A 19,141-nucleotide genomic window follows, 5' to 3' on the forward strand; every position below is an offset into this window, starting at 1 on the left:
TCGCCGCCTGCGGGCAATGACGCTATTTCAGCTCTCAGATTAATGTTCCTTAATCCCTCACAAATCATTTTGCACAACGCAAAATGAACTTTTGACAGCCTCTTAATGCAATGCAAAATGATTCGTCAATCCATGCGAAAAATTTCGCGATGCTACATGATCTACATCAAAAACAGCCAATAAGGACATAAAATGTGTGCATAGGAAAAATACTCGGCAAAGGGAGAATTCAGCGGTAAATTTTTATCCCGACTACTATGATTCAATACCTGTTCAGGGCGGCGGGTAATCAAATGAGTGATAACGTCTGTATGCACTGCGGCGCCTGTTGCGCCTATTTCAGAGTCTCTTTTTACTGGGCCGAGGCGGATGACGGCGGCGGCGTGGTGCCTGTTCTGCTGACCGAACCACTTTCGCCTTTTTTACGCTGTATGCAGGGTTCAAGCAGCAAAAATCCCCGCTGCCGCGCGTTGCGGGGAAATATTGGCGAAAACGTAAGCTGTTCGATTTATGCCGACCGCCCCTCCCCGTGCCGCGAATTTACGCCATCCGGCGCAAACGGCCAGGTAAACGATGCCTGCAACCGCGCCCGGGCCCACTACGGGTTGGCGCCGCTGGCCGTCAAGATTGAAACACCGCAGGCCGAAAGATAAGAAATGCGCGCATCGCAGTATAGACAGGGTGCCACAGTCTGGCGTAACAGGTTACAATCACAGGCTAAGTACCATTGGCCATCTTTTTTCAAGGAGCTTGCATGCCTATCACGGCTAACACTTTGTACCGTGACACAATGAATTTTACGCGCAACCAGTTCATCACCATTTTAATGATGTCACTGCTGACGGCGTTCATTACTGTCATCCTGAATCAGGCTTTCGCTCCCGGAAGTGAAGAGTTGCAAACGCTGAATAATGCGGGCGGCGATCTCTCTTCCTCCGTCGAGTTGGGTTTGATGGATTTGATACAGCAGATGACGCCGGAACAGCAAACCGTGCTGCTTAAGATGTCTGCCGCAGGCACCTTTTCCGCCTTGATCGGCAACGCCCTTCTCACCGGCGGCATAATTATGCTTATCCAGACGGTGTCCGAAGGAAACCGCACCAGCGCATTGCGGGCGATCGGCGCTTCGGCTCCCGTTTTACCGCGTCTGTTTCTGCTGATCCTGCTCTGCACCCTGTTGGTTCAGCTCGGTATGCTGTTTCTGGTCATTCCGGGCGTGCTGCTGGCTATCGCCTTAAGCCTCTCCCCGGTTATTGCCGTCACCGAGAAACGCGGCGTGTTCAGCTCCATTAAAACCAGCGTAAAACTGGCTTATGCCAATTTGCGCGTGACGGCGCCGGCGGTAATTCTGTGGTTATTGACTAAAATTGCCCTTCTGCTGCTGGTGAGCAAGATCACGGTATTTTCACCCACCGTGATGGCCGTGTTGTTAAACGGCCTGAGCAACCTGATATCCGCTATCCTGCTGGTTTATCTGTTTCGCCTGTATATGCTGCTGCGCGCGTGACATATATAGCGTGCCGCATACCCTGTGCGGCGCGCTTCCTCCTGTTTATCCTGCACCTGCCGTCAGTCGCGCCCAAGCGTAATTTTCTGCAAATTATTGGGATATCAAGGGAACAGTGCATCACAATAAAGGATAATACGGTCAGTTATCAGATAACCATGGGGTTATCGCCAACAAATTATTGAGTGACGGATTGATATAATGAAGCAACTTCTTGATTTTCTTCCACTGGTGGTTTTTTTTGTTTTTTACAAACTGTATGACATCTATGTGGCTTCAGGCGCTTTGATCGCCGCAACCGCGCTGGCGCTGCTCGTCACCTGGGTGATTTATCGCAAGATAGAGAAGATGATGCTGGTGACTTTTGCCATGGTCGCCATTTTCGGCACGCTGACGTTGGTATTCCATAACGATCAGTTTATCAAATGGAAAGTGACGATTATTTATACCCTGTTTGCGCTGGCGCTGCTGTTTAGCCAGTTCGTGATGAAGAAAACGCTGATTCAGCGCATGTTGGGCAAAGAGTTAACCTTGCCGCAGAGCGTATGGGGAAAACTTAACTTCTCCTGGGCCATGTTCTTTCTGGTATGCGGATTGGTAAACATCTATATTGCTTTCTGGATGCCGCAAAGCGTTTGGGTTAACTTCAAGGTCTTTGGTTTGACAGGCGTTACCCTGCTGTTTACGTTGGTCTGCGGCGTTTATATTTACCGGCATTTACCTGGGGAGGGGGAAAAGTCGGAAGAAAATGGCGGCGAGCGCTAATGGAGCACGCCTGATAAAAAAGGTATAGCGTTATAATTCAACCTAACTGATTGATACCATAATGAGCAAAAAAGACGTGTTACCTCATGGCGAACTGGTACTTCGCACACTGGCAATGCCCGCAGATACCAACGCGAACGGGGACATTTTCGGCGGTTGGATCATGTCGCAGATGGATATGGGCGGCGCTATTCTGGCAAAAGAGATTGCGGAAGGCCGCGTCGTGACCGTCCGGGTTGACGGGATGTCGTTTCTGAAACCGGTGGCCGTGGGCGACGTGGTGTGCTGCTACGCGCGCTGCGTGAGCACCGGTCGCAGCTCCATCAATGTCAACGTTGAAGTGTGGGTAAAAAAAGTGTCATCCGAACCGATCGGCCAGCGTTATCGTGCGACCGAGGCGTTGTTTACCTATGTCGCCGTTGATGAAGACGGCCGCCCGCGTGAATTGCCCATGGGCAAAAGTCATTTTACCCCTGGGGAAGCCTGACGAACCTTTGTGTTCGGACCCCGCTCCAACCCTCCCCTTCACAGGGGAGGAAGAAGGCTTCGCCTACTCCATCGCCGCCCCGCCGTCGATCCTGAATACGATCGTCACCATCAGGTCCTTGCCGGGTTTATTGGCTTCATAGCGCCATTTGCGCATCGCCTGTTTGATATCGCGTTCAAACATATTGCGCGGCTCCGCAGAAACCACCCGCACATTCGCCACCCGGCCGGAACTATCAACGTCAAACTGCATTTTCACCCGGCCTTCAACCCGCAATGAAAACGCCCGCGCCGGATACTGCGGCTGAGCGCGGCTGAGCGGCCGCGGTCCCGTTGACTGTGAACTTGCCATCGGCGCAGGCGCCTGCCTGACCGGCGCATTCTTCACATTTTGCGTTGGCTCTGTGTTGGTAAAAGGCGCCGGCGGCTGTTTTTCGACCGCCTTCTCGCGCTTGACCGGCTTCGGCTGTTCCACTTTCTTCACCGGTTTCGGCTTGGGTTTAGGTTTAGGCTGAGGCTTGGGTTCGGGAAGCGGTACGGGAACCGGCTCCGGAATCGGTTCAGGCTCCGGAATCGGTTCAGGTTCAGGTTCAGGTTCAGGCTCGGGAATCGGTTCCGGGGTCGGCTCCGGGACGGGGTCCGGCTGTTTTACCGGTTCCGGCTCGGCGTGCGCGGGCTGGGCCGCAGGCGCCGCTTCAAACGCGGCCGGATTGACCATAACCACGCTTATCGGTTTGGATTCCGGAGGCAATCCGATCGCGTTATTGAACGACGCGTACAGCAAACCGGCGATCAGCGAACCGTGAACACCAACGGAAAGTATAAATGGCCATGAATAACGGCGGGTCAGGAGAAACGTGTTTTGCGGCATAGTATTTCTTCATCCTCTGATACCGCCAAGTTTAAATGCAAATAGCAATCATATTCAATAACAACACGCCCAATTGTTAAAAAAAACCGACGCGTAACTTTATTTATCTGACAAATCAGCCTATTGCCTCCGCGGCCTCATCACGTATGATAAAGTCCGTTCGTTTTTACTTTCCAACCTGCGAGGCCCGTGATGTTGTACGTTATTTATGCTGAAGATATCGCCGATTCACTGGAGAAACGACTGGCGGCACGACCCGCGCACCTTGCCCGCCTGCAACAGCTACAGGATCAAGGACGGCTGCTGACCGCCGGTCCTTTGCCGGCCGTCGACAGCGAAGATCCCGGCAAAGCCGGTTTTACCGGTTCGGTAATCATTGCCGAATTCCCTTCCCTGCAAGAGGCAAAATCCTGGGCGAATGAAGATCCCTACGCTGCCGCCAACGTTTACCGGCAGGTAACGATAAAACCTTTCAAAAAAGTTTTTTAATTTCGCCTATCTCTTACTCTTACGGTCATGGCGGCGACATCGGCCATGGCCCGCCACCTTCCCTACCCGCTCGATAAAACCTGAAATATTCTAGTCATTTAACAATGATAAGTTGACCGCTTTGCATCTGTAGAGAGTCATATCCTATGTTAACGTTCGCTACGCCACGTTTGGGAATACTCACGGCATACCGCCGTCGCCGGTTGGGCATCCTTTCGGGCTTACTGCTGGTCATCGGGCTATTTTCTTTATTGCAGCTGATTTCGGTGGGAATGATTACCCAAACCATGACCCAGGTAAGGCTGGATATTTCCGCCAATGAAAACCTGAGTCAGCAACAGGCATTGATGGATCAAGCCAGAATGGCGGTCATGAACGCCAGCGATAAACTTAACCGCGCCGGAATTTACCTATTGGTCGATCAGGAAACGGGATCGGTCGGCAGTTGGCACAGTTTGATGGAGGAGGCCGAAAGCTCATTAAAACGGGCGGAGGCCCACTATCAATTGCTGGATACCTTATCGGGCGCGGCTGCGGATGCTGAGCTGAAAACTTTTGTCGAATTGAAAAAGAGTTATCAACAGCTCTACGCGGGATTGGTAGAACTCGCGCAGGGCATCAAAGCCAGCAATCAAATCGATATTTTCTTTGCCGTTCCCATTCAGGCCTATCAAAACGATTTCGCCGAGAAATATTCGCGCTACCTGCAAGATAACGATACCCGGCAAAAACGGCACGGTCAGCAATTCCTGCGCTCCATCGACCGGGCGCATACCGTTTTGATTATCGTTTTGGGGCTGCTGCTGGGGATATCGGTACTGGTTTGGAGTGGCGTCAACAAGGTGATTATCCGCCCGCTGACGGGCATTATCGATCATCTACGGCTTATTGCGGCGGGCGATCTCTCACATACCGTCGAACCGGGGAAGCACGGCACGCGTGAAATAGAGCTGCTGAATAACAGCGTTATTCAGATGCAAAGCGGTCTGGCGGCGTTGGTGAATCAGGTTCGGCAGAGCGTTGAAAGCATGGTGGATCAGGTTGATAAAGTGGCGGCCGATAACCAGACGCTGTCGCAGCAGGCAAACCGGCAATCCCTCGAACTGAAAGCCACCACCGAGCATATCATTCAGTTGAGCCAGCATCTGGAACAACACACTCTGCGCACCCAGCAGGCCGGGCTGCACGCGGAAGACACCAGCAATATCGCCGCTCAGGGCGAGAGGATGATGAACGAGGTAAAAACGGCCATGTCCGATATTGCCGGCCGCACCAGGGAGATGACGGAGGCCATCGGCATGATTGAAAACGTGGCCTTCCAAACGCATATTCTGTCGTTGAATGCGGCTATCGAGGCCGCCCGCGCCGGGGAAACGGGCCGGGGATTCGCCGTCGTGGCGCGCGAGGTCGGTGCCCTGGCTGCGCAAAGCAGCCATTCAGCGCACAATATCAATATCCTAATCCGTGATTCGGACAACAGCGTCGCGACGGGAACACATTTAGTCAAGGCACTGAATGATAGCCTGCAGGAAATTATTCAGGCAGCGAAAGGCACCAGCACCTTTCTCAGTGAGATATCGGCAATATCAGACCAGCAGAACCAGAGTATCCATGAGGTCACCAGCCGTATCAGCACCTTGAACGATACCGTCCGCCAGAATGCGGGCCAGGTCGAGGCGACGGCGCTGACGTTTTCATCCCTGCTGGAGCAAACCGAACGGCTCGACGCCGCAGTCTCGCGCTTTCTGCTGCCGTCCGCGGCGCAGACATCGCCGGCGGACGCCGACGGCGGGCTGATACCGGCGTTACCCTGAAAAATGAGCGGTCGTCCCGACACGGCCGCTCATTTTTTCAGCAGTTCACCACTCGTAGGCCACCGCATATAACAGCGCGCGCCGTTGATGCTTTTGTTGCAAATAGCGGGCGTAGTGAATATGGCGGTAAGTGCGCGATTGTGCTTCCAGCCAGCGGCTTCTTCGACGCTGAACCTGACGCAACATCCGCCAGCGGCTGACTTCATTCCGGCTGCGTTTCATGGCATGACTCTTCTATCGATAACTCGCGGCGCATATTATAACCCCTTCATAGCGCGATCCAAGCAGTGTTTCCCCTTCCCGTACCGTCGGAAAAACGTCATTGCGCAAGCGGATTCGGCGCAAAGGCGTTTCCTCTTTCAGCAAACTATGCGTACACTTTGGCAATGATTTACAACAGGAACCCATGCCGCGTTTATGACAACATTTTATGCCGTAATCAGTTGGTTACTCGTTTTCAGTTATTGGTTGATGATCGCAGGCGTTACGCTGCGAATTCTGATGAAACGCCGGACTGTACCCTCGGCAATGGCCTGGTTACTGGTTATCTATATTCTGCCGCTTGTCGGTATTTTCGCTTATCTCTCCTTCGGTGAATTACATCTTGGCAAACGCCGGGCGGAACGGGCCAGTAAAATGTGGCCGTCAACGGCGAAATGGCTGCGTGAGCTGAAAGAGTACCGGCGTATTTTCGCCACGGAAAACAGCGAGGTCGCCAGCGCGCTATTTCAACTGTGCGAACGCCGTCAGGGCGTGGGCGGCGTAAAAGGCAACCAGCTGCAGCTGCTGACCACCTTTGACGACACCATTAAAGCCCTGATCCGTGATATTGAACTGGCCCATAACAATATCGAGATGGTGTTTTATATCTGGCAATCCGGCGGGCTTGTCGATCAGGTGATGTCGTCGCTGATTGCGGCCGCCCGGCGCGGGGTCAACTGCCGGATATTGCTCGACTCCGCCGGCAGCGTTAAGTTTTTCCGCAACCACTACCCGGAGCTGATGCGCACCGCCGGCATTGAAGTGGTCGAAGCGTTAAAAGTGAATTTATTCCGCGCCTTTCTGCGGCGGATGGATTTACGCCAGCATCGTAAAATTATCCTGATCGACAATCGCATCGCCTATACCGGCAGTATGAATATGGTCGATCCCCGCTATTTCAAACAGGACGCGGGCGTCGGTCAGTGGGTCGACCTGATGGCGCGCATCGAAGGCCCGGCGGCGACAACGCTGGGGATTATCTATTGCTGCGACTGGGAAATGGAAACCGGTCAGCGGCTATTGCCGCCCGCCCCTGACGTCAATATGATGCCGTTTGAACAGGAAAGCGGGCACACCATTCAGGTTATCGCCTCCGGACCGGGCTATCCGGAAGATATGATCCATCAGGCGCTGTTAACCTCGGTTTACTCCGCGCGCAAGCAGTTGATTATGACCACTCCCTATTTCGTTCCCAGCGACGACCTGTTGCACGCCATCTGCACCGCCGCGCAGCGCGGCGTGGATGTCAGCATTATTGTGCCGTATAAAAACGATTCGGTGCTGGTGGGCTGGGCATGCCGCGCATTCTTTGCCGAACTGCTGGAGGCGGGGGTAAAAATCTACCAGTTTAAAGACGGGCTGCTGCATACCAAGAGCGTGCTGGTGGATGGGCAATTAAGCCTGGTGGGCACCGTTAACCTCGATATGCGCAGTCTGTGGCTGAACTTTGAAATTACCATCGTGATTGACGACGCCGGTTTCGGCAGCGACCTTTCCTGCGTACAGGAGGATTATATTGCCCGCTCGACGCTGCTGGACCCGACGCAGTGGCAAAACCGGCCTTACTGGCAGCGGCTGGTGGAGCGGCTGTTTTACTTTTTCAGCCCCTTGCTATAAATGCGCGGTTCCTCGTGTTCTAATAGCGCCATTACCGATTAACAGGATATTTGATATGGACTTGAATAACCGCCTGACCGAAGACGAAGCGCTCGAACAGGCCTACGATATCTTTCTCGAGTTGGCCGCCGATAACCTTGATCCCGCGGATATTCTGCTGTTTAACCTCCAGTTCGAGGAACGCGGCGGCGCCGAGTTATTCGATCCTGCCGAAGACTGGTCCGAGCATGTGGATTTCGACCTCAACCCGGATTTCTTCGCGGAAGTGGTGATCGGGCTGGCGCAGCAGGACGGCGAGGATATTACCGATATTTTTGCCCGCGTCTTAATCTGCCGGGAAAAAGACCATAAGCTTTGCCATATTCTGTGGAAAGAATAAGCCATCTCCTCTTTTGCCCCGCCGCCTCGTCATACCTTCCCCGGCGCGACGGAGACGGCGATCACGCTTTCGCCGGCAGCAACGCCTGCGGATCAACCTTCAGGCAGGACACCGCATGCGTGAAATCGCCCTCCAGCAACGGCCGGGTTTTGACGCACTCGGGTCCGACAATCGGGCAGCGAGTGCAGAACACGCATCCCGACGGCGGGTCGATAGGCGAAGGCAGTTCCCCCTCCAGTATCTGTACGCGCTTATTTCTCTCTTTATCGGGGTCCGGGATGGGTACCGCCGACATCAATGCCCGGGTGTAAGGGTGCTGCGGATGGCGATAAACCCGATCGTAAGTGCCCAGCTCCACCGCATGCCCCAGATACATCACCAGCACCCGATCGGAAATATGCTTCACCACCGATAAATCATGGGCGATAAAAATCAGCGACAGCCGCATTTCACGCTGCAACTGCCGCAGCAGGTTTACCACCTGCGCCTGTATGGAGACGTCCAGCGCCGAAACCGGCTCGTCGCAGATCACCAGCCGCGGCTCCAGTATCAATGCCCGGGCGATGCCGATGCGCTGACACTGCCCGCCGGAAAACTCATGGGGATAGCGATTAATCAGATTGGGCAGCAACCCCACCTTCAGCATCATCTCCTTGACGCGATCCTTCACCGCCTGGCGCGACAGTCCGGGGTTATAGGTTTTTAGCGGTTCGGCGATGATTTCACCGATGGTCATGCGCGGATTCAACGACGCCAGCGGATCCTGAAAAATCATCTGGATATCGCTGCGCGCCGCGCGCCACTGCGCATCACTCATGCCCGGCAAATCCTTCCCCAGCCAGCTGATGCGCCCGGCGCTGGCCTTAACCAGACCGATAATGGCGCGCGCCAGCGTGGATTTGCCGCAGCCGGATTCGCCCACCACGCCCAGCGTTTCCCCTTCATATAAACGAAAGGTCACGCCATCCACCGCTTTCAGCGTCTTAGGCGGCTGCCAGAACCACTGTTTATCATCGCGGACCGCAAAGTGCACTTTCAGATCGTCCACTTCCAGCAATGCGACCTTTTCCGACGCCTTATTCATAGCCCCTCCCCAACCGTTCTGAAGCAGGCGCGCAGGCGGCCGCTATCAAAAGACTCCAGCGCGGGCGTTTTATGGCAGACCTCCATCGCATAAGGACAGCGCGGCCGAAACGGGCAGCCTGGCGGCAGGCGCAGCAGATTCGGCGGATTGCCCGGAATGGTCGCCAGCGACTCATCCTCGGCGTCCAGGCGGGGAACGGCATGCAGCAACCCGACGGAATAAGGATGGCTGGGATGATAAAAGACCTCGCGCGCGGAACCATACTCCATGGTGCGCCCGGCGTACATCACCAACACCTTGTCACAAATCCCCGCCACCACTCCCAAATCGTGGGTGATCATAATGATGGCGGTGTTGAATTCGCGTTTCAGCTCATTCAATAACGCCATAATCTGCGCCTGCACCGTCACGTCCAGCGCCGTTGTCGGCTCATCGGCAATCAGCAATTTGGGACGGCACAGCAGCGCCATGGCGATCATCACCCGCTGCCGCATGCCGCCGGAAAATTCATGCGGATACATTTTCATGCGTTTGCGCGCTTCCGGCATTTTTACCGCATCAAGCATGCTGACCGATTGGTTAAAGGCTTCGCTTCTGCTCAGCCGCTTATGCAGCATCAGCACTTCCATTAGCTGCTCGCCGACCCGCATATAGGGATTGAGCGACGTCATCGGATCCTGAAATATCATGGCGATCTCTTCCGCGCGCAGCTTGTTCAACTGACGTTCGGGCAAGTTAAGGATCTCGCGGCCATGAAAACGCGCCGAACCGCTGATATGGCCGTTTTGCGCCAGCAGCCCCATCAGCGCAAAGGCGGTTTGTGATTTTCCCGAACCGGATTCGCCGACGATACCCAGCGTCTCGCCGGCGTTGAGGGTAAAATCAAGATCGTTGACCGCGGTGACCTCGCCATCCTGCGTGCGGAAGATCACCCGCAAATTCCGTACCGTCAGCAGAGCTTCGCGCCCTGCGGTTGAATCAATCCCGTTCATCAGGCCACTCCTCATCGATCTTTCGGATCGAGGGCATCACGCAGGCCGTCGCCGATAAAATTAAAACAAAACAGCGTCACCACCAGAAACGCGGCGGGATAAAACAGCAGCCAGGGAGAAACCTCCATGGAATTGGCGCCGTCATTCAACAGAGCGCCCCAGCTGCTTAACGGTTCCTGGGTGCCCAGCCCCAGAAAGCTCAGAAACGATTCAAACAGGATCATGCTCGGCACCAGCAATGAGGCGTACACCACCACCACCCCCAGCACATTCGGTACAATGTGGCGCAGGACGATGCCGCGCGTCGATACGCCGGAAACTATCGCCGCTTCTATAAACTCCTTGCGTTTCAGGCTGAGCGTCTGCCCGCGCACGATACGCGCCATATCCAGCCAGGAGACCATGCCGATCGCCACAAAGATCAGCAACATGTTCTGCCCGAAAAAGGTCACCAGTAAAATAACGAAAAACATAAACGGAAATGAGTTGAGGATCTCCAGCAAACGCATCATCACCGAGTCCGCTTTGCCGCCAAGATAGCCGGACAGCGCCCCGTATAAGGTGCCGACGCTAACGGCGACCAGCGCGGCCGCCACCCCCACCATCAGCGAAATCCGCCCGCCAATGGCCACGCGAACCAGCAGATCGCGTCCTGAGGAGTCGGTGCCGAAATAGTGCCCGGACGTCATATCCGGCGGCGCCGACATCATGGCCCAATCCGTATCCGCATAATTGAACGGCGACAATAGCGGCGCCGCGATGACAAACAGCGTAATCAGCCCCAGCACGACCAGGCTGGCCAAGGCGGCGCGATTGTGGATAAAGCGCCGGCGGGCATCCTGCCACAGGCTGCGCCCTTCAATTTCCATCTGCTCGCTGAAATTATCCAGGGTCTCAATATCTCTTCGGTGCCAAAACATAGCGTTCCCCGGTTGATCAGTAGCGAATTTTCGGATCGATAACGGCGTATAACACGTCAATTATCGCGTTAAATAAAATCGTTAATCCGCCAACTAAAATCGTCAGGCTGAGCACTAACGAATAATCGCGATTCAGCGCCCCATTAACAAAAAGCTGCCCGATACCCGGTAAACCAAAAATCGTTTCGATGACCATTGAACCGGTAATAATGCCGACAAACGCCGGCCCCATATAAGAGAGCACCGGCAACATGGCGGGTTTTAAGGCATGGCGCAGAATAATGCGCCGCAGCGGCAACCCCTTGGCGCGCGCGGTGCGAATAAAATTGGAATGCAGCACCTCAATCATCGATCCGCGGGTAATACGCGCGATACTGGCGATATAAGAGAGCGACAACGCCACCATCGGCAAAATCATATATCTGGCCTGTCCGCCATTCCAGCCGCCCCCCGGCAGCCAGCGCAACGTAATGGCGAAGATCAGCACCAGTAGCGGCGCCACCACAAAACTGGGGATCACCACGCCGGTCATGGCGAATCCCATTACCGTATAGTCCCATTTGCTGTTTTGATGCAATGCGGCCATCACCCCGGCGCCGACGCCGAAAACCACCGCCAGCAAAAATGCCGCGGCGCCCAGTTTGGCGGAAACCGGAAACGACGCCGCCACCAAATCATTGACCGAATAGTCTTTGTATTTAAATGACGGGCCGAAATCCCCCTGCGCCAACTGCAATAAATAGTTGCCGTATTGCGTTATGACCGGGTCGTTAAGGTGATATTTGGCTTCGATATTGGCCATCACTTCGGGAGGCAGATTGCGCTCGCCGGTAAAAGGACTGCCCGGCGCCAGGCGCATCATAAAAAATGAAATGGTGATCAGAATAAACAGCGTCGGAATCGCTTCCATACAGCGGCGAAAAATAAATTTTAACATTGCCCGCACCTATTAACCCTGCCAATAAAAGCGGGCGGCCCATGCCACACGCCCCCGCTGTATTATCAGTGCTTAATAATATAAAGATCTTTTACGTAGATATTATCCATCGGATCTTTACCGGTTAAACCGCCGACATACGGCTTCACCAACCGGGTATTGGCGTAATAGTAAACCGGAACGATAACCGCGTCTTTATCCAGCAGCTCTTCGGCCTGTTGATAAACGGCGGCGCGTTCTTCTTCCGTTTTCACCTGCAGCGACTTGGCTATCAGCGCGTCAAAATCGCCGCTCTTATAATGCGAGGTATTACTGCTGCTGTCGGACAACATGCTATTGAAAAAGGTGGATGCCTCATTGTAATCGGCACACCATGAAGCGCGGGCGACATCGAAACTGCCCTGATGGCGGGTATCCAGAAAGGTTTTCCACTCCTGATTTTCCAGTTTTACGTTTACGCCGATATTCTGTTTCCAGATGGAGGCCGCGGCAATCGCCAGCTTTTTATGCAAATCGGAAGTGTTATACAGCAGGTTGAAGGTCAACGGCTTCTCCGCGCTATACCCCGCCTCCGCCAGCAGTTTTCTGGCTTCCTGATTGCGTTTTTCCTGCGGCCAGCCAACCCACTCCGGCCGCACGGTGATTATGCCGTCGATATAGGGCGGCACAAAACCATAAGCGGGAATATCCCCCTGATTTTTGACCTTATTGGTTAAAATATCCTGGCTCAGCCCCAGGCGCAGCGCGGTTCTTACCCGAACGTCGTCAAACGGCGCCTTCTGGTTGTTCAATTCATAGTAATAGGTGCACAGATAAGGGTTAATCTTTACTTCCTGCGGGATCTCTTTCTTTAACTTCTGGAACAGTTCTATCGGCAGGTTGTTATAAGTCATATCGATTTCACCGCTGCGATAGCGGTTAACGTCGGTGACTTCGGAGACAATTGGCAAATAGGTAACCTGGTTAATCACGGTGCGGGCGTTATTCCAATATTGCGGATTGCGCGCCAGCACGATTTTTTCATTCACCACCCACTCCTTCAACTGATAGGCGCCGTTCCCCACCCAGTTCTGCGGCTGCGTCCACTTTTCACCGAACGTCTCCACCGCCGTTTTGTTTATCGGCGACAGCGCGGCATAAATGGGCAGTTTGTAAAAATAGGGAACCTCCTCGCTGAGCGTCACTTCCAGCGTATGATCGTCCAGCGCTTTTACCCCCAGGTTTTCAGGACTCTGCTTGCCGGCGATAATGTCGTCGATATTCAGCACATGACCGTATTGCAGGTAGCCGGCGTAAGGGGAAGCGGTCTGCGGATCGGCCAGACGCCGCCAGCTATAGACGAAGTCCTGCGCGGTCACCGGCTCGCCATTCGACCAGCGCGCGTCCCTGCGCAGATGAAAGGTCCATACCCGGAACTGGTTATTATCCCAGCTTTCCGCCACACCGGGGATCACCTTGCCGTTGACATCGGTTATCACCAGCCCTTCCAGCAAATCGTGCAACACATTGGATTCAGGCACCCCTTCTATCTTGTGGGGATCCAACGATGCCACTTCCGCGCCGTTATTGCGCACCAGAGTCTGCTCTTCCGCCAGTTCAACCCCGGGAGGAACCTCTGCCGCCCAGCCACTGGCACATGACGTCATAGCCAGCATTGCCATCATTCCGGCGACAACGTTTTTTTTCGTTTTGTCATTTCCCATCATTTATCCGCCCCTGTTTTTATACTGCGATATAACCTGCTATTCACAGATACGCCTTAACCCTGTGCGAACCCTTAACGCGAAATGTGATAACCTATATCCCACTCGCATGATAAATAAGAAAAACTTACCAATAGGCATGACAACGAACATAGCCTGAAGCAATTGATAAGAACAATGCGCCCGCCAATTTAATAAAACCAACCGGCGCTAACCGCACCAGATTGATGCTGGCGCATAAAAGTGACGCCAAATAAGAACGAGCACCGCCCCCCAACTCGCAATGTGATGAATGTCATTAATTTCACAAAATAACACATAAGCAGACATGGTAGAAAGGGGAACCGAGTCACGATTATGGATAACGCCAGAACGCAAACACGCCTAAAGACATAAGTATTATTTATGCAAAAATCAAATTAAGGAGAAGATGTGCGGGTTATGAATAAAGATGAGAATCATTCCTAAAAACACCATGCTGAAAGGAGTCAGCATAAGAAAAAATAGAGGGAGATCACAAAAAAAATCCTCTCAAGGGGGTATGCTGTCACCTATCCAGTTGAACCGACAAGCCACCGCGGGTTTGTGTATTGTCAAACTGTGAACAAGCTCTTTGAGTCAATGAAATAAAAGAGAGTTGATAGACCCTCAAGTTTGGTTGCCCGAACAGGATATACGTTCATTTAGCTATACTTCTTACTGAGCAGACCATTGACTGAAAGAGTTTAACATTATCAGGAGAGCATTATGGCCGTAACCAATGTTGCTGAACTTAACGCACTGGTCGCAAGAGTAAAAAAGGCACAGCACGAATTTGCCAATTTTACCCAGGAACAAGTCGACAGAATCTTCCGGGCGGCCGCACTCGCTGCTTCCGATGCCCGGATCCCCTTGGCGAAGATGGCTGTCGCCGAATCCGGGATGGGGATTGTAGAAGATAAAGTGATTAAAAACCACTTTGCTTCCGAATATATTTACAACGCCTATCAGGATGAAAAAACCTGCGGCATCCTCTCCACCGATGACGCATTCGGCACCATTACCATCGCCGAACCTATCGGTCTGATTTGCGGTATCGTGCCGACCACCAACCCCACTTCCACCGCGATTTTTAAAGCCCTGATCAGTCTGAAAACCCGTAACGGCATTATCTTTTCCCCGCATCCGCGGGCAAAAAACGCCACCAACAAAGCGGCGGATATCGTGCTGCAGGCGGCTATCGCCGCCGGTGCGCCCAAAGATATCATCGGCTGGATCGACCAGCCTTCCGTCGAACTTTCCAATCAATTAATGCACCACCCGGATATCAACCTGATTCTGGCGACGGGCGGACCGGGTATGGTTAAGGCCGCATACAGCTCCGGTAAACCGGCCATCGGCGTAGGTGCCGGCAACACGCCGGTGGTTATTGACGAAACCGCGGATATCAAGCGCGCCGTCGCTTCCATCCTGATGTCCAAAACCTTCGATAACGGCGTGATTTGCGCCTCGGAACAATCCGTGATCGTGGTCGACAGCGTTTATAACGCCGTCCGTGAACGTTTTGCCTCCCATGGCGCATACATGCTGAAAGGCAAAGAGTTGCAGGCCGTTCAGGCTATTTTGCTGAAAAACGGCGCGTTGAACGCGGCGATTGTCGGTCAGCCGGCGCCGAAAATCGCTGAACTGGCGGGTATTACCGTGCCGGCGAACACCAAAGTGCTGATCGGCGAGGTCACGGTGGTTGATGAAACCGAACCCTTCGCTCACGAGAAACTGTCGCCGACGCTGGCGATGTATCGTGCTACCGACTTTAACGATGCCGTGATCAAAGCGGAAAAACTGGTGGCGATGGGGGGTATAGGCCACACATCCTGTTTATATACCGATCAGGACAACCAGACAGCTCGCGTAAATCACTTCGGCGACATGATGAAAACCGCCCGTATCCTGATCAACACACCGGCTTCTCAAGGCGGAATCGGCGATCTGTATAACTTCAAACTCGCCCCTTCCCTGACGCTGGGCTGTGGCTCCTGGGGGGGTAACTCCATCTCGGAAAACGTCGGTCCGAAGCACCTGATCAACAAGAAAACGGTAGCCAAGCGAGCAGAAAATATGTTGTGGCATAAACTCCCCAAATCAATCTATTTCCGCCGCGGTTCATTACCGATCGCCCTGGAAGAAGTCGCTTCCGACGGCGCCAAACGCGCATTCATCGTGACCGACCGTTTCCTGTTCAATAACGGCTATGTCGATCAGGTCGCCAACGTACTGAAAAACCAGGGACTGGAGACCGAGGTATTCTTTGAAGTTGAAGCGGATCCAACCCTGAGCATCGTGCGTAAAGGCGCGGAACAAATGAACTCCTTTAAGCCGGACGTCATCATTGCGCTGGGCGGCGGTTCCCCGATGGATGCGGCAAAAATCATGTGGGTTATGTATGAACACCCGGATACGCATTTTGAAGAGCTGGCATTGCGCTTTATGGACATTCGCAAGCGTATTTACAAGTTCCCGAAAATGGGCGTAAAAGCCAAGATGATCGCCGTTACCACTACCTCAGGCACCGGCTCCGAAGTGACGCCGTTTGCCGTGGTGACCGACGATGCGACAGGCCAGAAATATCCACTCGCCGACTACGCATTAACCCCGGACATGGCGATTGTTGACGCCAATCTGGTGATGAATATGCCGAAATCGCTGTGTGCGTTTGGCGGTCTGGATGCCGTTACGCATGCACTGGAAGCCTATGTTTCCGTACTGGCGAACGAATATTCGGACGGTCAGGCGTTGCAGGCGCTGAAGCTGCTGAAAGAAAATCTGCCGACCAGCTATCATGAAGGCGCCAGAAACCCCGTAGCCCGAGAACGCGTGCATAACGCCGCGACCATTGCCGGTATCGCGTTTGCCAACGCCTTCCTGGGAGTCTGTCACTCTATGGCGCATAAACTGGGTTCGGAATTCCACATCCCGCACGGTCTGGCCAACGCCATGTTGATTTCCAACGTTATCCGCTATAACGCCAACGACAACCCGACCAAGCAAACCACCTTCAGTCAATATGACCGTCCGCAGGCTCGCCGTCGCTATGCCGAAATCGCCGACCATCTGGGCCTGACGGCGCCAGGCGACCGTACCGCGCAGAAGATCGAGAAATTGCTGAAGTGGCTGGAAGAGATCAAGGCAGACCTGGGTATTCCGACGTCTATCCGTGAAGCCGGCGTACAGGAAGCCGATTTCCTGGCGAAAGTGGACAAATTGTCCGAAGACGCATTCGACGACCAGTGTACCGGCGCCAACCCGCGCTATCCGCTGATTTCAGAGCTGAAACAGATTCTGTTGGATGCCTATTACGGACGCAAGTTCTCGGAACATACCGTGCAAGAGACTGCCGAAGTCGCTGCCGCACCCGCAGCAAAAGCGGCGAAGCAAGCCAAGAAAGTGACCAACTAACCCATTGGCAACCGCAGTCAGTAGGCGGGGAGCTGCTCGGTGATGCTGGGATGCCGCTTTCGCGGGCATGGCGGAGATGGATTCGCTATTTGCGCATGGCTAGTTTGTCAACGCTCTGAGACCCTGACGGTTATACCGCCAGGGTATTTTTTCGCCCGCGCCGGGGCAAAGCCGCAGTGGCGGATGACGGTATCCACCCATAGCCGCTTTCAATCCCGTCTCCTGGCGCCTCAGCGCGTATGCAGAGCTTCCCAAGTTCTCCCTCAGCACACGCACAATAGCCCGACAATCTTACTGACGGGATTTATTAGGCGCCAAAATCAAATACTGAAATAGCGGGATAAGTGGCTGAGGGCGGGTATCGCTTTCCCTATTCGATTTCACCTCTGATCAATCCTAACGCCATTTTATAATGCTTTCTACACACGGAAACATAGCTTTCATTACCGCCGATAACCACCTGTTCCCCTTCATGAAGAGGATTTCCCTGCGCGTCGAGCCGTAATACGCGGTTCGCTTTACGACCGCAATGGCAAATCGTTTTGAGTTCAATCAGCTTATCCGCCCAGGCTAATAAGTAGTGACTGCCCGAAAACAACTCAGCGCGAAAATCCGTACGCAAGCCATAACACAATACCGGGATATCCAATTGGTCCACCGCATCGGAAAGATCGCCGACCTGTTCACGAGTCAAGAACTGGCATTCATCAATTAGTACGCAATGAACCGGCTGGCTACGGTGTTCTTTCACCAGCAGATTAAATAGCGATGTCCGCGGATTGAACAATAGTGCCGGAGAGGAAAGGCCGATGCGTGAACTTACCACCCCTACCCCATTTCGGTTATCTATCTCTGCGGTGAAAACCAGCGCCCGCATACCTCGTTCCTGGTAGTTATATGCCGACTGTAATAGCGCAGTGGATTTCCCTGCATTCATTGATGAATAATAAAAATAAAGTTGAGCCATACCCGGATGCTCCAAAAGAGAGGCTATATCACGCATGCGAAAAAATTTATTGTAACAACTCGGCGTTGGCTCATGCAACGGACTATTACTTGCACAAACTCGCCAGATTAGCGCAATTGATAGATGCGGCGGGATAAAAGATATAAACAATCCTTATAAGGCAGACCGCAACGCAATATCTCAGCGAGCAGATGGGAGTTGAAAAAATGACGGATTAAATGTATTTTTAGCGCGGTCTAGGTTTTTATATTCCTGTAACAACGCGTGTGATATCTGTTTTAAAAATGGCAATTTTTAACAAACTTACAAATTTGACTATTGCAGAAAAGAAAATAGCACTCTATTATCACACTACACGCCACCAATAATATAAATTTGAGATTATCACAATGAGCGAAGCACTAAAAATTCTAAACAACATCCGTACTCTGCGTGCCCAGGCAAGAGAATGTAGCCTGGACACTTTGGAAGAAATGCTTGAGAAACTGGAAGTCGTGGTAAATGAACGCCGCGAAGAAGAAAGCCAGGTTCAGGCAGAAGTTGAAGAACGTGCACGTAAATTGCAGCAGTATCGCGATATGTTGATTGCCGACGGTATTGACCCTAACGAGCTATTACAATCTTTAGGTTCAGTCAAAGTCGCCGGTAAAAGCAAGCGTGCCGCCCGCCCTGCCAAATATCAATATACCGACGAGAACGGCGAAGTAAAAACCTGGACCGGCCAGGGTCGTACTCCGGCGGTAATCAAAAAAGCGATCGAAGAACAAGGCAAATCTTTAGACGATTTCCTGCTCTAATCCGTTTTCGAAAAATACAAAACGCAGATACCCTTGATTTTTATCGAGGGTTTTTTTGTGAAAAAAAACAGTTATAGTGGTGAAGTTTTATGCTCTCCGCCTTTGGTAATATAACGG

General features: G+C 53.1%; 18 protein-coding genes. 10 read left to right on the plus strand and 8 right to left on the minus strand.

Annotation, left to right across the window (positions count from 1 at the left end):
* Window positions 1-293: 293 nt before the first annotated feature.
* From EH206_RS11150 to yciA, 4 genes are all read left to right on the plus strand, one after another.
* On the plus strand, window positions 294-653 hold the full coding sequence (locus EH206_RS11150; RefSeq protein ID WP_009112869.1) for a YkgJ family cysteine cluster protein: 360 nt from the start codon (window positions 294-296) through the stop codon (window positions 651-653).
* Between the two features lie 101 nt (window positions 654-754).
* Window positions 755-1,507: a YciC family protein gene (locus tag EH206_RS11155; protein ID WP_009112870.1), complete on the plus strand. Its 753-nt coding sequence runs from the start codon at window positions 755-757 to the stop codon at window positions 1,505-1,507.
* Window positions 1,508-1,708: 201 nt separating this feature from the next.
* Window positions 1,709-2,272, plus strand: coding sequence for a septation protein A (locus tag EH206_RS11160; RefSeq protein WP_009112871.1), 564 nt, complete (start codon window positions 1,709-1,711; stop codon window positions 2,270-2,272).
* A gap of 61 nt (window positions 2,273-2,333) precedes the next feature.
* Window positions 2,334-2,759, plus strand: coding sequence for an acyl-CoA thioester hydrolase YciA (gene yciA, locus EH206_RS11165; protein ID WP_009112872.1), 426 nt, complete (start codon window positions 2,334-2,336; stop codon window positions 2,757-2,759).
* A gap of 63 nt (window positions 2,760-2,822) precedes the next feature.
* Here yciA and EH206_RS11170 read toward each other — a convergent pair whose 3' ends face one another.
* Window positions 2,823-3,629 (minus strand): energy transducer TonB, encoded by an 807-nt coding sequence (locus tag EH206_RS11170; RefSeq protein ID WP_009112873.1) that lies wholly within the window; start codon window positions 3,627-3,629, stop codon window positions 2,823-2,825.
* Between the two features lie 192 nt (window positions 3,630-3,821).
* On the opposite strand from EH206_RS11170, the gene EH206_RS11175 reads away from it, so the two are divergent.
* A complete protein-coding gene (locus EH206_RS11175) occupies window positions 3,822-4,118 on the plus strand; it encodes a YciI family protein (RefSeq protein ID WP_009112874.1) in 297 nt (98 codons plus the stop codon).
* Window positions 4,119-4,264: 146 nt separating this feature from the next.
* Window positions 4,265-5,932 (plus strand): methyl-accepting chemotaxis protein, encoded by a 1,668-nt coding sequence (locus tag EH206_RS11180; RefSeq protein WP_009112875.1) that lies wholly within the window; start codon window positions 4,265-4,267, stop codon window positions 5,930-5,932.
* A gap of 45 nt (window positions 5,933-5,977) precedes the next feature.
* Here the strand turns inward: EH206_RS11180 and EH206_RS11185 are convergent, their stop codons facing one another.
* Complete coding sequence (locus EH206_RS11185) at window positions 5,978-6,154, minus strand: YciY family protein (RefSeq protein WP_009112876.1); 177 nt, start codon at window positions 6,152-6,154, stop codon at window positions 5,978-5,980.
* Window positions 6,155-6,349: 195 nt separating this feature from the next.
* Between EH206_RS11185 and cls the strand changes: the two genes are divergently transcribed.
* Both cls and EH206_RS11195 read left to right on the plus strand, forming a co-directional pair.
* Complete coding sequence (cls, locus tag EH206_RS11190) at window positions 6,350-7,810, plus strand: cardiolipin synthase (protein WP_009112877.1); 1,461 nt, start codon at window positions 6,350-6,352, stop codon at window positions 7,808-7,810.
* Between the two features lie 55 nt (window positions 7,811-7,865).
* Window positions 7,866-8,189, plus strand: coding sequence for an HI1450 family dsDNA-mimic protein (locus tag EH206_RS11195; RefSeq protein WP_009112878.1), 324 nt, complete (start codon window positions 7,866-7,868; stop codon window positions 8,187-8,189).
* A gap of 61 nt (window positions 8,190-8,250) precedes the next feature.
* Here the strand turns inward: EH206_RS11195 and oppF are convergent, their stop codons facing one another.
* From oppF to oppA, 5 genes are all read right to left on the minus strand, one after another.
* Window positions 8,251-9,273, minus strand: a complete 1,023-nt coding sequence (gene oppF / locus EH206_RS11200; RefSeq protein ID WP_009112879.1) for a murein tripeptide/oligopeptide ABC transporter ATP binding protein OppF — start codon at window positions 9,271-9,273, stop codon at window positions 8,251-8,253.
* Window positions 9,270-10,265, minus strand: coding sequence for an ABC transporter ATP-binding protein (oppD, locus tag EH206_RS11205; protein ID WP_009112880.1), 996 nt, complete (start codon window positions 10,263-10,265; stop codon window positions 9,270-9,272). The genes oppF and oppD overlap by 4 nt, the downstream gene beginning before the upstream one ends.
* Window positions 10,266-10,276: 11 nt before the next feature.
* Window positions 10,277-11,185 (minus strand): oligopeptide ABC transporter permease OppC, encoded by a 909-nt coding sequence (oppC, locus tag EH206_RS11210; RefSeq protein WP_009112881.1) that lies wholly within the window; start codon window positions 11,183-11,185, stop codon window positions 10,277-10,279.
* A 16-nt stretch (window positions 11,186-11,201) separates the two neighbouring features.
* Window positions 11,202-12,122, minus strand: coding sequence for an oligopeptide ABC transporter permease OppB (gene oppB / locus EH206_RS11215; RefSeq protein ID WP_009112882.1), 921 nt, complete (start codon window positions 12,120-12,122; stop codon window positions 11,202-11,204).
* Between the two features lie 65 nt (window positions 12,123-12,187).
* Entirely contained in the window at window positions 12,188-13,786 is a 1,599-nt protein-coding gene (oppA, locus tag EH206_RS11220; protein ID WP_425456678.1) for an oligopeptide ABC transporter substrate-binding protein OppA, read from the minus strand.
* Window positions 13,787-14,572: 786 nt separating this feature from the next.
* Between oppA and adhE the strand changes: the two genes are divergently transcribed.
* Window positions 14,573-17,260: a bifunctional acetaldehyde-CoA/alcohol dehydrogenase gene (gene adhE / locus EH206_RS11225; RefSeq protein ID WP_009112884.1), complete on the plus strand. Its 2,688-nt coding sequence runs from the start codon at window positions 14,573-14,575 to the stop codon at window positions 17,258-17,260.
* Between the two features lie 370 nt (window positions 17,261-17,630).
* On the opposite strand, the gene EH206_RS11230 is transcribed toward adhE, so the two are convergent.
* Window positions 17,631-18,227 carry a thymidine kinase gene (locus EH206_RS11230; RefSeq protein ID WP_009112885.1) on the minus strand — a complete coding sequence of 199 codons (597 nt, stop codon included), beginning with the start codon at window positions 18,225-18,227 and terminating at the stop codon, window positions 17,631-17,633.
* A gap of 389 nt (window positions 18,228-18,616) precedes the next feature.
* Between EH206_RS11230 and hns the strand changes: the two genes are divergently transcribed.
* The gene (gene hns / locus EH206_RS11235; RefSeq protein WP_009112886.1) at window positions 18,617-19,024 is read left to right on the plus strand and encodes a histone-like nucleoid-structuring protein H-NS; all 408 of its coding nucleotides are present in this window, start codon (window positions 18,617-18,619) and stop codon (window positions 19,022-19,024) included.
* The last annotated feature ends 117 nt before the right edge of the window (window positions 19,025-19,141 follow it).

This window comes from Brenneria nigrifluens DSM 30175 = ATCC 13028, assembly GCF_005484965.1.
GTDB classification, from domain to species: domain Bacteria; phylum Pseudomonadota; class Gammaproteobacteria; order Enterobacterales; family Enterobacteriaceae; genus Brenneria; species Brenneria nigrifluens.